The 12,910-nt window shown below is 66.6% G+C and carries 12 protein-coding genes; 8 read left to right on the forward strand and 4 right to left on the reverse strand.

Annotated elements, in window-relative coordinates; genetic code table 11:
- Window positions 1-11: 11 nt before the first annotated feature.
- From EDM04_RS12165 to EDM04_RS12175, 3 genes are all read right to left on the reverse strand, one after another.
- The gene (locus EDM04_RS12165) at window positions 12-1,184 is read right to left on the reverse strand and encodes an acyl-CoA dehydrogenase family protein (RefSeq protein ID WP_123622470.1); all 1,173 of its coding nucleotides are present in this window, start codon (window positions 1,182-1,184) and stop codon (window positions 12-14) included.
- 100 nt (window positions 1,185-1,284) lie between these two features.
- Window positions 1,285-2,502, reverse strand: coding sequence for a mandelate racemase/muconate lactonizing enzyme family protein (locus tag EDM04_RS12170; protein WP_123622472.1), 1,218 nt, complete (start codon window positions 2,500-2,502; stop codon window positions 1,285-1,287).
- Between the two features lie 27 nt (window positions 2,503-2,529).
- Window positions 2,530-3,639 carry a mandelate racemase/muconate lactonizing enzyme family protein gene (locus tag EDM04_RS12175; RefSeq protein ID WP_123622474.1) on the reverse strand — a complete coding sequence of 370 codons (1,110 nt, stop codon included), beginning with the start codon at window positions 3,637-3,639 and terminating at the stop codon, window positions 2,530-2,532.
- A gap of 134 nt (window positions 3,640-3,773) precedes the next feature.
- Here EDM04_RS12175 and EDM04_RS12180 point away from each other — a divergent pair, with 134 nt between their 5' ends.
- The 8 genes from EDM04_RS12180 to EDM04_RS12215 all read left to right on the forward strand — a co-directional run bounded on the left by EDM04_RS12180 (window position 3,774) and on the right by EDM04_RS12215 (window position 11,326).
- The gene (locus EDM04_RS12180; RefSeq protein ID WP_123622476.1) at window positions 3,774-5,093 is read left to right on the forward strand and encodes a DUF362 domain-containing protein; all 1,320 of its coding nucleotides are present in this window, start codon (window positions 3,774-3,776) and stop codon (window positions 5,091-5,093) included.
- A gap of 147 nt (window positions 5,094-5,240) precedes the next feature.
- Window positions 5,241-6,029, forward strand: a complete 789-nt coding sequence (locus tag EDM04_RS12185; RefSeq protein WP_007992612.1) for an SDR family oxidoreductase — start codon at window positions 5,241-5,243, stop codon at window positions 6,027-6,029.
- On the forward strand, window positions 6,026-6,373 hold the full coding sequence (locus EDM04_RS12190) for a cupin domain-containing protein (RefSeq protein WP_007992611.1): 348 nt from the start codon (window positions 6,026-6,028) through the stop codon (window positions 6,371-6,373). The genes EDM04_RS12185 and EDM04_RS12190 overlap by 4 nt, the downstream gene beginning before the upstream one ends.
- 7 nt (window positions 6,374-6,380) lie before the next feature.
- Window positions 6,381-7,202, forward strand: coding sequence for a fumarylacetoacetate hydrolase family protein (locus EDM04_RS12195; RefSeq protein ID WP_123622477.1), 822 nt, complete (start codon window positions 6,381-6,383; stop codon window positions 7,200-7,202).
- 59 nt (window positions 7,203-7,261) lie between these two features.
- Window positions 7,262-7,690, forward strand: coding sequence for a universal stress protein (locus tag EDM04_RS12200; RefSeq protein WP_007992609.1), 429 nt, complete (start codon window positions 7,262-7,264; stop codon window positions 7,688-7,690).
- A gap of 167 nt (window positions 7,691-7,857) precedes the next feature.
- Window positions 7,858-8,949 (forward strand): TAXI family TRAP transporter solute-binding subunit, encoded by a 1,092-nt coding sequence (locus tag EDM04_RS12205; RefSeq protein WP_123622480.1) that lies wholly within the window; start codon window positions 7,858-7,860, stop codon window positions 8,947-8,949.
- 155 nt (window positions 8,950-9,104) lie between these two features.
- Window positions 9,105-11,096 carry a TRAP transporter fused permease subunit gene (locus tag EDM04_RS12210; RefSeq protein WP_123622482.1) on the forward strand — a complete coding sequence of 664 codons (1,992 nt, stop codon included), beginning with the start codon at window positions 9,105-9,107 and terminating at the stop codon, window positions 11,094-11,096.
- A complete protein-coding gene (locus EDM04_RS12215) occupies window positions 11,093-11,326 on the forward strand; it encodes a hypothetical protein (RefSeq protein WP_123622484.1) in 234 nt (77 codons plus the stop codon). The genes EDM04_RS12210 and EDM04_RS12215 overlap by 4 nt, the downstream gene beginning before the upstream one ends.
- 66 nt (window positions 11,327-11,392) lie before the next feature.
- Here the strand turns inward: EDM04_RS12215 and EDM04_RS12220 are convergent, their stop codons facing one another.
- Window positions 11,393-12,859 (reverse strand): acetyl-CoA hydrolase/transferase C-terminal domain-containing protein, encoded by a 1,467-nt coding sequence (locus EDM04_RS12220; RefSeq protein WP_007992605.1) that lies wholly within the window; start codon window positions 12,857-12,859, stop codon window positions 11,393-11,395.
- Between the last annotated feature and the right edge of the window lie 51 nt (window positions 12,860-12,910).

A 12,910-nucleotide genomic window follows, 5' to 3' on the forward strand; every position in this document is an offset into this window, starting at 1 on the left:
AGCCGGCGGCGCTACTGGTACGCCGGGATCCCGGTGAGGTCCTCGCCGAGGATCAGGGTGTGGATGTCGTGGGTGCCCTCGTAGGTGTACACCGTCTCCATGTTCGTCATGTGGCGCATCGGCGGGTAGTCAGCGGTGATCCCGTTGCCGCCGAGCATCTCGCGGGCGATCCGCGACTGGTCGCGGGCGGTGCGGACGTTGTTGCGCTTGGCCATCGAGACGTGCTGCGGCCGCATCTCGCCCGCCTCTTTGAGGTCCGCGAGCCGGTGGGCGAGCAGCTGCGCGAGCGTGATCTGCGTCGCCATCTCCGCGAGCTTCTCCTGTTGCATCTGGAAGCCGCCGATCGGCTTGCCGAACTGCTCGCGGTCGGTGGCGTACTCGCGGGCCACCTCGAAGCAGTCCCGCGCGGCGCCGACCGCGCCCCACGCGATGCCGTAGCGGGCCTGCGTGAGACACGACAGCGGCCCCTTCATCCCAGTCACCTCGGGGAGGACGTTCTCGGCGGGGACGTACACGTCCTGAAGGCTGATCTCGCCCGTGATCGACGCGCGGAGGCTGAGCTTCTCGTCGATCTTGTTGGTGGTGACGCCGTCCCGATCGGTCTCGACGAGGAACCCGCGGACGGGGGTCCCGTCCTCGGTGTGGTCTTTCGCCCAGACGACGGCGACGTCCGCGATCGGGGAGTTCGTGATCCACGTCTTCGAGCCGTTGAGCACGTAGCCGTCGCCTGCGTGCCCGCCGGCACGTTCGGCGCGCGTCTCCATCGCGGAGGGGTTCGAGCCGTGTTCCGGCTCAGTGAGCCCGAAGCAGCCGACGGCCTCGCCGGTGCCGAGCTTCGGTAACCACTCCTCCTTCTGCGCGTCGCTGCCGAACGCGTGGATCGGGTACATCACCAGCGCCCCCTGCACGCTCGCCATCGATCGGAGCCCGGAGTCGCACGCCTCCAGCTCGCGCATCAGCAGGCCGTAGGCCGTCTCGCTGACGCCCGGCAGGCCGTAGCCTTCGAGGTTCGGCGCGTAAAAGCCCATCTCGCCCATCTTCGGGATGAGCTCCATGGGGAACGTGCCGTCGATCCAGTGTTGGCCGATGTCCTCGACCTCGCCGTCGATGAACGACCGGGCGGAATCGACGAGCATTCGCTCTTCCTCGGACAGCGTCGACTCCATGTCGAAGTAATCGAGCATACGATCGCTTGCGATCGCAGCGATAAATAACCATAGTCTCCGGCGATCGGGACGCCGGGGTCGCGCGTGGAGGCGGAGTTCCGGCTCGGAACCGCCCGCCTCAGAACCCGTCGGTCCCGTCGAGTAGGTGTTCTTCGACGACGGCCTCGTCGAGTTCGATCCCGAGACCGGGCGCCTCCGGAACCGCGATGCGACCGTCTTCGATCAGCGGCTCGTCGCGCACCAGCAGGTCGTCCCACCAGTCGACCTCCAGGGCGTGGTACTCCAAGAGGTCGAAGTTCGGGGTGGCCGCGCCGAGGTGGACGCAGGCCATCGTCCCCACCGGGCTACAGACGTTGTGCGGGGACATCGGCATGTAGTTCTCCTCGGCGCGGTCGGCGATGCGCATCGTCTCCGTGAGCCCGCCGACCGTCGCCGGGTCGGGGGTGACGACGTCGACGCCGTGGTCGTAGATCAGGTCCGACAGTTCGAACACGCGGAACCGGTTCTCGCCGGTCGCGACGGGCGTCCGCGTCGCCTTCGTCACCTCCTTCTGGGCGTCCATGTTCTCCGGTGGGATCAGGTCCTCTAACCACATCAGGTCAAACTCCTCTAACTCGTGAGCGAGCCGCTTCGCGCTCTCGACGGAGTAGTCCCAGTGGCAGTCGAAGGCGAGATCGGTGTCGTAACCGATCTCCTCGCGCACGGCCGCGACGATCTCCTTCTTTTCCCGGATCGCGGCGTTGTTCAGGCGCCCGTTGTACGGGTCGTTCTCGTTGTCGGCCGGGAGGTCGAGGTCGAACTTCAGCGCCGAAAAGCCCATGTCGGTGACGCGGGCGGCCTCGGCGGCGTACGCCTCGGGAGAGTACGCCTCGGCCCCGGCGTAGGCGGTCGCACCGTCCTCGACCGCGTACGCTTCGCCGGCGTGGCAGTCGCAGTAGAGCCGGACCTCGTCGCGGTACTTCGACCCGAGCAGCTGGTAGACGGGGAGGTCGAGGATCTTCCCGGCCGCGTCCAACAGCGCGATCTCGATGCCGGACGCCGCGGTGACGACCTTCCCGGTCGTGCCGCCGTGACCCGACATCTCCTGGAAGATGTAGCGAACGAGCCGCTCGACGTCGAGCGGGTTCTCGCCCACGAGGAACCGGTTCGTGTACTCGACGAGCTCCGGGACGCCGCCGCCCCGGTACGCCTCGCCGATGCCGGTAACGCCGGCGTCCGTCTCCACTTTGATCAGGTTCCACTCGAAGTTCCCCTCGACGACGCAGGCGTCGAGGCTGGTGATCTGTACGTCTCGGTCCGGGTCGCGGGTGTCGATCTGGTCTGAGTAATCTCTCATGTATATCTGAATTGTGTCTGTCGGGGATCAGCCGTCGGCGAATTTCGCGAGCGCGTCTTTGTCGAGCGGGACGCCGTGGCCGGGTCGGGCTGGCAGGTCGATAGTGCCGTCGTCGCCCGGCTTCACCGGGTCGGCGACGACGTCGTCGAACGCCTTCACGTCCATGTCGCGGTAGAAGTACTCCACCCAGAGGCCGTTCTCGATGGCGCCTAACAGCGACGCGTGGATGTTCCAGTTGTAGTGGGGCGCGATCTGCACGTCGTACGCCGACGCGTAGTGAGCGATCTTCAGCCACTCCGTGATCCCGCCGCAGACGGTGACGTCGGGCTGGAGGATCGTCGCCGCGCCGGAGTCGACGAGCCGCGCGAAGTTGTGTCGGGTCCCCTCCAGTTCGCCGGTGGCGACGGGGTAGTCGATCCCGTCGTTCACCTCGGCCATCGTGTCGACGCGGTCGATCATCACGGGCTCCTCGATGAAGTACGGGTCGTAGGGCTCGAACGCCCGACAGTTGCGGAGTGCCTCCGTGGAGGACCCCCAGACGCCGTTGGCGTCGAGCAGGAGGGTGCGCTCGTCGCCGATCTCGTCGCGCACCGCGGCGACGCGCTCGACCTCCTCATCGGCCGACAGGCGGCCGACTTTCATCTTCACGATGTCGTGGCCCTCGTCAAGGTACCGCCGCATCTCGCCGCGAAGCGCCTCGTGGCCCTTCTCGTCGCGGTAGTAGCCGCCGCTGGCGTACGACGGCACCGACTCCGAGTGACCGCCGAGCAGCTTGTGGAGCGGCATCTCCGCGGCCTTCGCCTTCACGTCCCAGAGCGCGATGTCGACGGTCGAAATCGCGCGCAAGAAGAGGCCGGTTCGGCCGATCTGGACGTTGCCGTCGTACATCTTGTGCCACAGCCGCTCGGTGTCGCGGGGGTCCTCGCCGACGAGCAGCGGTTCGAGCATCGACTCGACCGCGTCGGCGATGAGGCCGGCCCCCTCGTACCCGAGCGAGTAGCCGACCCCCTCGTGGCCGGTGTCAGTCCTGACGTACGTGATCGCGTGGTCCCGATAGGTGAGCGTCCGGTTGGAGAACGACACAGGCGACTCCAGCGGGAGTTTGATCGGAAACGACTCGATTTCGGTTATCTCCATGTGTGCAGCGGCGTCACACGGGTACAAGTAGACCGCTGTATCGGCAAGCTTCTCAGTGCCTGCCGCCTCGACGACACGTACGCCACCTGCCGCCTCACCCGCAGTTTTTGTACCGGCGCCGCGAGGGACCGCACATGGAGTTCCCCGACCGACGTGACGTCGACCACCTCATCGATCCGCAGCCGCTCCCGGAGTTCGCGCGGGTGCGGTACGAGCCGCGGACGGAGCGCCTCGACGACCCGGTCGCGGCGACCCGTGACGAACTCGACGCGCTCGACCTCGACGACCTCTCCGAGGGCGCGACGGTGGCGGTCGGCGTCGGCAGCCGCGGGATCGACCGTATCGACGAAGTCGCGGCGGCGGCCGTCGCCGGACTCGCCGAGCGCGGCTTCGACCCGGTCGTCGTGCCGGCGATGGGGAGCCACGGCGGCGCGACGACCGAGGGGCAGCGCGAGGTGCTGGAGGCGCTCGGGGTCACCGAGGAGAGCGTGGGCGCGCCGATCGACGCGCGCATGGCGGCCAGAGAGCTGGCGACGGTGTCCGTCGGCGACGCGGAGACGCCCGTGTACTTCTCCGAGGCGGCGCTGGAAGCCGACGCCGTCCTCGTGATAAATCGTGTGAAGGCCCACACGAACTTCACCGGGCCGATCGAGAGCGGGCTCGCGAAGATGACCGTCGTCGGTCTCGGCAAGCAGCGCGGCGCGAAGTCGTTTCACTCGACGGCGATCGCCGAGGGATACGTCGAGACGCTGACGGCGGCCCTCGACGTCATCGAGCGGGAGACGCCGCTGGTCGGCGGGATCGCGCTGGTCGAGAACTTCGAGGAGGAGATCGGTCACCTGGAGGCGGTTCCCGCCCGCTCGTTCCTCGACCGTGAGCCGGAGCTGCTGGAGCGCGCGTACGAGGAGATGCCGACGCTCCCGGTCGACGACATCGATCTGCTGGTCATCGACGAGATCGGCAAGGAGATCTCGGGCGCCGGGATGGACACGAACGTCATCGGCCGCTACCGCGTCCTCAACGCTCCCGATCCCGAAACGCCGGCCATCGACCTCATCTACGTCCGAGGGCTCACGGAGGCGACGAAGGGGAACGGCAACGGGATCGGGCTCGCCGACCTCACCCGGCGGGCCGCAGTCGATCAGCTCGACATGAAGAAGACGTACGCGAACGCGCTCACGAGCGGGTCGCTTTCGAAGTCGAAGCTCCCCGTCGTGGCGCCCGACGACGAGTTCGCGCTCCGGACCGGGGCGGCTGCACTCGGCGGCTACGACGCCGAGACGGTTCGGATCGTCTGGATTCAGAACACGCAAGACCTCGGCGAGCTCCGCGTCTCCGACGCCGTCGTCGGCGACCTCCCCGAGGCGGCGCGGGTGGTGGGACGCGAGACGGTGGCGTTCGACGACGGAACGGCGGGCTTCGAGGCGGCGACGGACGACGACCCGGACGCGTAGCGGTCCGACACGGCTCGGGCGCGTACCGGTCCAACTGTCGCCGCGGCGCGGTCGACGCGCAGTCGGGGCCGGTCGCGTCTCCGGTGCGGTATCAGTTGCCTTGCCAATAGAGAAGCGTTTTCACGGACCACTCGGAATGAGTGAGACATGCACCTACAGATCGACGGGAACGCGGCCCTCGTCACGGCATCGTCCAGCGGACTCGGAAAGGCATCGGCGAAGGCGCTGGCCCGCGAAGGCGTCAACGTCGTCATCAACGGCCGCGACGAGGACCGGCTGGCGGCCGCCAAGGAGGAGGTAGAGGCGGTTGCGACCGGCGAGGTCGTCGCACAGCCCGCCGACCTGACCGAGGCCGACGAGGTCGCGGCGCTCGTCGAGACGACCGTCGACGAGTTCGGCACGATCGACCACCTCGTGACGAGCGCGGGCGGGCCGCCCTCGGGCGCGTTCCTCGACACCGACGACGAGGACTGGCAGCACGCCTACGACCTGCTCGTAATGAGCGTCGTCCGACTGGCGCGGGAGGCGTATCCGCACCTCAAGGAGGGCGACGGCGGCACGATCGTCAACATCACTTCCCGCAGCGTCAAGGAGGCCATCGACAGCCTCGTGCTCTCGAACTCCGTCCGGATGAGCGTCATCGGGCTGGAGAAGACCCTCTCGAAGGAGTTCGCCCCGGAGATCCGCGCGAACGCTGTCCTGCCGGGCCCTCACGAGACGAGCCGGATCCGCGATCTCGTCGAAGCCGCCGTCGAGCGCGGTGACTACGACTCCTACGAGGAAGGGCTCGACGACTGGGCGGGGAACCCGCTCGGCCGCATCGGCGACCCGATGGAGCTCGGCAACACCGTCGCGTTCCTCTCGTCGCCGAAGTCGGGGTATATCAACGGTACCGCGCTTCCGATCGACGGCGGTTCCACCGGGGCGAACCTATGAAGCCGGTCGCGTTCGACGACGCCGAGACGTACGAGCCCGAGGACGGCTGGCGGCGCGTGTCGATGGCGGGCAGCGACCAGTTCTCCTTCGAGTGGTTCGAGAAGCCGTCGGGCCACAGTTCGCCGATGCACGACCACGAGAACGAACAGGTGTGTCTCTGCTTAGAGGGCGAGCTCACAGTCGCCACCGAGGACAACTCGGTCACGCTCCAGAAGAACGATTCCGTCCTCATAGAGTCCAACGAGACCCACCGAGTCGAGAACACCGGCGGCGAGCTCGCGGTCGGGCTCGACGTGTTCGCGCCCGGGCGCTCGTTCGACTTCTGGACGGACCGCGAGGAGTGAGCGAGCGATGAAGTACCTCGCACGCACGGCGACCGGCGACCCGCTGCTCGGCGACGGCGAGGGATACGTCCCCCTCGGCGCCGTCGAACCCGATCTGGGGAGCGTCCGGGAGGCACTCCCACGCGCCGCCGCGGGCACGCTCGGCGACGTCGCGGACGCGTCTGCCGTCCCCATCCCCGCGGCCGACATCTCGTTCGGCGTGCCGCTCGAATCGTTCGGGAAGCTCTGGGGTATCGGCCTGAACTACGCGGAACACGCCGGAGACCTCGACGAGCAGCGCCCGGACGAGCCGGCGAGCTTCATGAAGCCGTCGTCGGTGCTGACGGGACCGAGCGGGCCGATCCGCCTGCCGCCGGAGTCACAGAGTGAGCGGGTGACCGCCGAGGCGGAGCTGGCCGTCGTGATGGGGCGCACGTGCCGAAACGTCGAAGAGACCGCGTTCGAGGACGTGGTGGCCGGTTTCCTCCCTGTCATCGATATGACCGCTGAGGACGTTCTCCAGCGGAATCCTCGGTTCCTCACACGGGCGAAGAGCTACGATACCTTCCTCGTTCCCGGCGCCGCGCTTGCGGTCCCGGAGGAGCCGCTCGACCTCAACACCCTCTCCGTACAGACGGAGGTCAACGGCGAGATCGAGGCCGAAAACGAGATCCGGAACATGCTGTTTCCCCCGTCGGAGATCGTCTCGTTCCACTCCGACGTGATGACGCTGGAGCCCGGCGACCTGTTCAGCACGGGCACGCCCGGCGCCGCGCACATCGAGCCCGGCGACGAGGTGCGGGCGGTCGTCGAGTCGATCGGGACCGTCGAGGCGCCGGTCACGCAATAAGGGATCGACAGCCCCACCGGCAGGCACATTTATTACCCGCTGTTCAGTTAAGGTCTCGCATGTACCGCGTACTGCTCCCCGTCGGCGGGGACTCCGAGCACGTACAGTCCGCAGCCGACGCCGTAATATCGCTGCCGAATGCCACGACCGAGGTCGAAGCAGAGATACTCAACGTCTACGAGGGGTTCGAGGTCAGCGGCGAGGGTGGTCGCGTCGACTCCGAGGACGTGTGGAACGAGGAGAACTACCCCGACAGCGTCGGCGTCGTCGAGGACCGGCTCACGGAGGCCGGTGTCTCGGTGTCCAAGCGGCGCGAGCACGGCGATCCGGCGGAAGTGATCATCGAGGTCGCCGAGGAGCTGGATGTCGACAACATCACCATGAGCGGGCGGCGTCGGAGCCCGACCGGCAAGATGCTGTTCGGGAGCACGACCCAGTCGGTGTTGCTCGCGGCCGACCGACCGGTAACGGTGATCCTCGACGAGTGAATTGCGGGCGACACGTGTGTGGTAGCGGTCACGATCGGATGTTGTCTCCCAGACATCACGACCGCGAAAACGTGTGAAGCTGCCGTCACGACGTGGAATATTCTCTGCGTTTAAACTGGAACAAACAGATACATTGTTAACAGTAGGCAGATTGATTACGGTTGAGCATGACAGAAGGCTCAGTCAATCGACGTAAGTTCCTGTACGGTACCGGTGCGGTCGGCATCGCTGGACTCGCCGGCTGTAGCGGCGGCGGCGACGGCGGCGACGGCTCCGACGGATCGGACGGCTCTGACGGCTCCGACGGCGGCAGCGGGGAGCTCTCGCTGCGCGTCGGGACGTCGGCCGGCGGGACCCAGGACGTTGGACTCGCCGTCGAGCGCGCGGTGAGCCAGGAGAGCGACACCCTGAGCTACTCGACGATCGAGAGCCCGGGCTACGTCGGAACGATCCGCCGGATGGCCAACAACCAGTTCAACGCCGGCATCACCGACAACAACTCGCTGGACAAGGCGATCAACGACACGGGGGCGTTCGAGGAACAGGGTGTCGAGCGCATTCCGCAGTTCGGATTCTACGCGTTCCCGTACAGCATTTACGTCATCGCCCGCGACGGCACGGACATCGAGACGTTCGACGACCTCGCCGGCAAGAACGTCTACCCCGCCGAGCCGGGGTACTCGACCCGCGCGACGACGCTGGACGTCTGGTCGCAGGAGCCGACGGCGGACGTCTACGACCAGATGAACATCCAGAACATGGGCGTCGACTCCGCTCCCGGCGCGATGGAGGAGGGGAACATCGACGCCACCATCGCCTACGGGACGCCCGGCGTGCGGTATACCGGCTTCGTCCAGGAGATCGCCTCGCGCGTCGACGTCCACTACGTCGAGCCGACGGACGCGCTCCGCGAGTCCGCGGAGATGTTCGCCGGCGCCGGCTCCGGCACCACGGCCTACGACGACTGGCCAATAGCCGACGCGGACATCGGCACTGACGAAGTGTTCCACTGGAACCTCGAAGTGAACTACACGTTCAACCCCGAGGCCACCCCCGACGCCGTCTACGAGCTGTGCCGCGTCGTCGACGAACACAACGACACGGTCAACGAGGGCGAGGCGCAGTTCAACGACTTCGAGTCCACTGGGGACATGCTCGGTTCGGCCCGCGAAAACATCCCCGTCCACCGCGGTGCGGTGCAGTACTACAAGGACAACGACGCGTGGGACGACAGCCTGACTGAGGGCGACAGCGCCTGATCGGCCGGTAACCCGTCTTTCCTCACTGTTCTCCGGGACGTACCGATCAGTAATTTAAAATCATTGAATGCGTAACCGACAACCCAGACACCAACCATGACACGACTAAACATGTCCGGGCAGACAAACATCCAATCTAACGTACGCTGGCGCCAATGAGCACGGAAACGGACGCGACAGAGCGGGACTCCGGACTGCTGCGGGGGCTCGACGTGACCGTCACGGCGGCAGCGCTGCTGTTCTGGGCCGGGGTGCTCTACTGGGCGCAGACGCAGGAGATCTCGCAGGTACAGTACGCCACCGCGTTCGTCGGCGGCATCCTGACGGTGTACGCGCTCAACGAGACGCGGCTCGCCATCTCCGACGGCGACTGGATCGACGGCGCTGTGTTGATCCCGGCGTCGCTGGCGCTGATGACCGCGTCGGCGTTCTTCGCGATCAACTTCCAAGACGTGTATCTCCAGCGGCAGGGGTACGCGCTCGAACACGAGTACATGCTCGCGCGCCTCGTGGTCATCTCGCTGATGTACCTCACGTGGCGCGAGTTCGGGAACGTGTTCCTCGGGCTCATCTTCGCCGTGTTCGGGTACGCGATGTTCGGGAATTTCGTCCCGGGAGTGCTGGGTCACGCGGGAATGAATCAGGCGACGCTACTGCAGGCGACGGTCACCGACCTGTACGGGTTCTACGGGAGCCTCACGCAGATCACGGCCTCGTGGATCGCGCCGTTCCTGCTGTACGCCGGTCTGCTGTTCGCGTACGGTGCGTTCGACCTCATCCTGCGGGTCGCCATCGTGGCGGCGAAGTACATCGAGTCTGGGATCGCCCAGACCGCCGTGCTCTCTTCGGCGGTCATCGGCTCCATCAACGGCTCGTACACCGCCAACGCGGCGATGACGGGCTCGTTCACCATCCCGACGATGCAGGAAGCGGGGATGAAGGGTCACCGCGCGGCCGGCATCGAGGCGGTCGCCTCGACCTCCGGACAGGTACTCCCACCGGTGATGGGGGCGTCCGCGTTCGTGATGGCGTCGTACCTCGGGGTCCCGTACCTCAACATCGTCGTCGCCGGTCTCGTGCCGGCCGCAATCCTGGTCGTGTCGAACTCGATCGCGGTCCACTACCTCGCCATCTCCGACACCAGCAGCCAGGAGATGGAGTTCTCCGAGTTCTTCGACGACGAGCTCTCGACGGAAAAGAAGGTGTTCGAGGCGCTCCGGTTCGGCGTCCCGTTCGCGATACTCATCTACCTCCTCGGGGTCGTCCAGTACACCGTGATGACGTCTGCGCTGTACACGGTGGTCGCGATGATGGTCACCGGCGCGCTCATGCCGCCGATCCAGCGAGTTGTGGACAGCTCCGGGGTCGGACCCGGAGAGGAGTTCGTCACGCAGGTGAAAAACACCGTCCACGGGATCCGACGCGGCGCCATCATCCTGGCGCCGATCGCGATCATCCTGGTCGTGATCAGCGGCGTCGTGAACCTGTTCAGCACGACCGGCATCCCGGCGAAGATCGCGCTGCTGCTCATCAACATCTCGGGCGGCGTGCTGCTGTTCGCGGTGCTGCTCGGGATGGTCGTCGCCATCCTGATGGGCGTCGGCATGCCGACGGTCGCCGCGTACGTCATCGTGGCCATCCTCATCGTGCCGACCTTCGTCTCTGACTTCAACGTCGCGCCCATCACGGCCCACTACACGATGTTCTACGCGGCCATCCTCGCGGGTATCACGCCACCGGTGGCGACCGCGGCGGTGATCGCGGCGGGGATCGCGGAGGCGAACTTCTGGCGGACCTGTGGCGCCGCGATTCGGATCGCGGCACCGCTGTTCGTCCTCCCGGTCGCATTCGTCTACAACCCCGATCTGATCTCGATGGAGCCCGGACTCAACACGCTGTACGTCGGGCTGCTCGTGCTGCTCGGCGCGGTGGCCATCATCTACGGGCTCAACTACCCGTTCGAGATGCGCCCCGGGCGGAAGATCGGCTCGCGCGCCCTGCTCGCGACGCTCGGCGTCCTCATCATGGCGTACCCGAGCAACGTCGCGAAGATCGCGGGGATCGGCGTCTTCGCCACCGTCTTCATCGCCGAGAAGGTGATGATCCGCGGTCTCTCACTGCCGTTCAGCAAGGAGGCAAGCCAATGAGTGACGACAACTCTCCCGAGTCGATCGCAGAAGAGTCCATACAACAGGCGGGCGGTCTCGGCGAAATCGTCCCGAAGCCGCTGATGCCGATGTGGAATCAGGTCGAGAAGGTGCAGTCGTTCCGCGGGACGCACGGCGAGAAGTACGTCGGCGTCCTCGAGCTGCTCACCGCGCTCACGCTCACTGTCGGCTACGTCTGGTGGCTACTCATCTTCCTCGAAGTGCTGTGAGGCCGTAGTCGGCGTCGGACCGTCCGTTTCTTTTTTAAACCGTAACGAGCGATTCGCGAGGTCCCGTTACTCGAACCACTCCGCCGCGCGCTCGACGTCCTGCGGGATGTGAGACTCCCGTTCGGTGACGTCGTCGAGGTACGAGCGTAGCTCCGGCGCGTACTCAGGATGCGCGCAGCGCTCGACGATTAGCTCGGCGCGCTCGACCGGCGACAGCCCGCGCACGTCGGCAACGCCCTGCTCGGTGACGAAGATGTCGACGTCGTGTTCGGTGTGATCGACGTGGAAGGTCTGCGGGACGATCCGTGAGACTGCGCCGTCATTCAGCGTGGAGGGGAGCGCACAGACGGTGACGAGCGCGTTCCGATTGTAGTCGGCCGAGCCGCCGACGCCGTTTATCATGCGCTCGCCACGAACGTGCGTGGAGTTGACGTTGCCGTAGATGTCGACCTCGATGGCGCTGTTGACGCCGACGACGCCGAACTGATCGATGAGACCGGGGTGGTTAGAGATGTCGGCCGGCCGGAGCACCACGTCCTCGGCGTACCGCTCGACGTCGTCGAAGAGCCGCCGTTGCCCCTCGTCGGTAAGCGCGAGCGACGTGGCGCTCGCGGACTCCAGCCGTCCAGCATCGATCATGTCGAAGAGGCCGTCTTGGATGAGTTCGCCGAAGTAAACGACGTCGCGGCCGCCAAAGTCGAGCTCCTTCAGCTCGCCCATCAGAGCGTTGCCGAGCGAACCGACGCCGAACTGGAGGTGGATCGCGTCATCGAACACCGGGGATCGGTCCATCTCGCGGCGGAGGAACGACCCGAGGTTGACGGCGATGGCGAGATCGTCGTCGGTCGGGTCGCGGAACGTGTACGTCGAATCTGCCATGTCTGTCCTGACGACCCCCGCGAGCTTCTCGGAGTCGAACTCGACGTGCGCGGTACCGATGCGCTCGCCCGGGTCCGACAGCGGGATCTGCCCGCGGTTCGGAGGGGCATCGGGCCGGTACACGTCGTGGAGCGTCTGGAGTTCGAGCGGCTGGTGGCGGTTCAGCTCCACGAACAGCGTGTCGGCGGCCTCGACGAACGCCGGGACCTGCCCGAGCGACGTGGAGGGTACGAACCAGCCCTCGCCGACGGCGACCGCTTCGACGACGGCGACGTCGGGGTCGACGAGCCCCCCGTACTGGACCTCGTCGCCGATCGAAGAGGCGTTGCGGTCGCTGAAGGCGATCTCGCGGGCGTCGGTCTTCTCGCGGGCGACCCGCGAGGATTGGTAGGAGAAGCGCCGCTCAACCTGACCGGAGCCGACGAGTTCGACGTCAATCTTGTCGCCGACCTTCCCGCTGGCGACGAGGGTGAGCGACAGATCGCGGGGCGACGACGCCAGCGCGAGCGGGATCGCCTTCGGGTACCCGACGCTGCCGAAGCCGCTCGTGAGCACCGTCGCGTCAGAATCGATCGCGGCGGCCGCCGACTCCGCGTCGATGATCGGCACGTCGTCGTGGAGCCGGCTCTCGACGGGGCCGGGGCCAGGACTCATTGCGGCCCCCGGTCCGGCCGGTGGGAGCGTTCGCGAGTCGCGGTGCGATCT

This window comes from Halorubrum sp. CSM-61 (assembly GCF_003781945.1).
GTDB lineage: Archaea > Halobacteriota > Halobacteria > Halobacteriales > Haloferacaceae > Halorubrum.

Bases quoted from the DNA above. Each gene is read 5' to 3' on its own strand.
- EDM04_RS12205 (WP_123622480.1), top strand. From the start codon at position 7,858: ATGACAGAAGGCTCAGTCAATCGACGTAAGTTCCTGTACGGTACCGGT.
- EDM04_RS12210 (WP_123622482.1), top strand. From the start codon at position 9,105: ATGAGCACGGAAACGGACGCGACAGAGCGGGACTCCGGACTGCTGCGG.
- EDM04_RS12195 (WP_123622477.1), top strand. From the start codon at position 6,381: ATGAAGTACCTCGCACGCACGGCGACCGGCGACCCGCTGCTCGGCGAC.
- EDM04_RS12190 (WP_007992611.1), top strand. From the start codon at position 6,026: ATGAAGCCGGTCGCGTTCGACGACGCCGAGACGTACGAGCCCGAGGAC.
- EDM04_RS12165 (WP_123622470.1), bottom strand. From the start codon at position 1,184: ATGCTCGATTACTTCGACATGGAGTCGACGCTGTCCGAGGAAGAGCGA.
- EDM04_RS12180 (WP_123622476.1), top strand. From the start codon at position 3,774: ATGGAGTTCCCCGACCGACGTGACGTCGACCACCTCATCGATCCGCAG.
- EDM04_RS12215 (WP_123622484.1), top strand. From the start codon at position 11,093: ATGAGTGACGACAACTCTCCCGAGTCGATCGCAGAAGAGTCCATACAA.
- EDM04_RS12220 (WP_007992605.1), bottom strand. From the start codon at position 12,859: ATGAGTCCTGGCCCCGGCCCCGTCGAGAGCCGGCTCCACGACGACGTG.
- EDM04_RS12185 (WP_007992612.1), top strand. From the start codon at position 5,241: ATGCACCTACAGATCGACGGGAACGCGGCCCTCGTCACGGCATCGTCC.
- EDM04_RS12200 (WP_007992609.1), top strand. From the start codon at position 7,262: ATGTACCGCGTACTGCTCCCCGTCGGCGGGGACTCCGAGCACGTACAG.
- EDM04_RS12175 (WP_123622474.1), bottom strand. From the start codon at position 3,639: ATGGAGATAACCGAAATCGAGTCGTTTCCGATCAAACTCCCGCTGGAG.
- EDM04_RS12170 (WP_123622472.1), bottom strand. From the start codon at position 2,502: ATGAGAGATTACTCAGACCAGATCGACACCCGCGACCCGGACCGAGAC.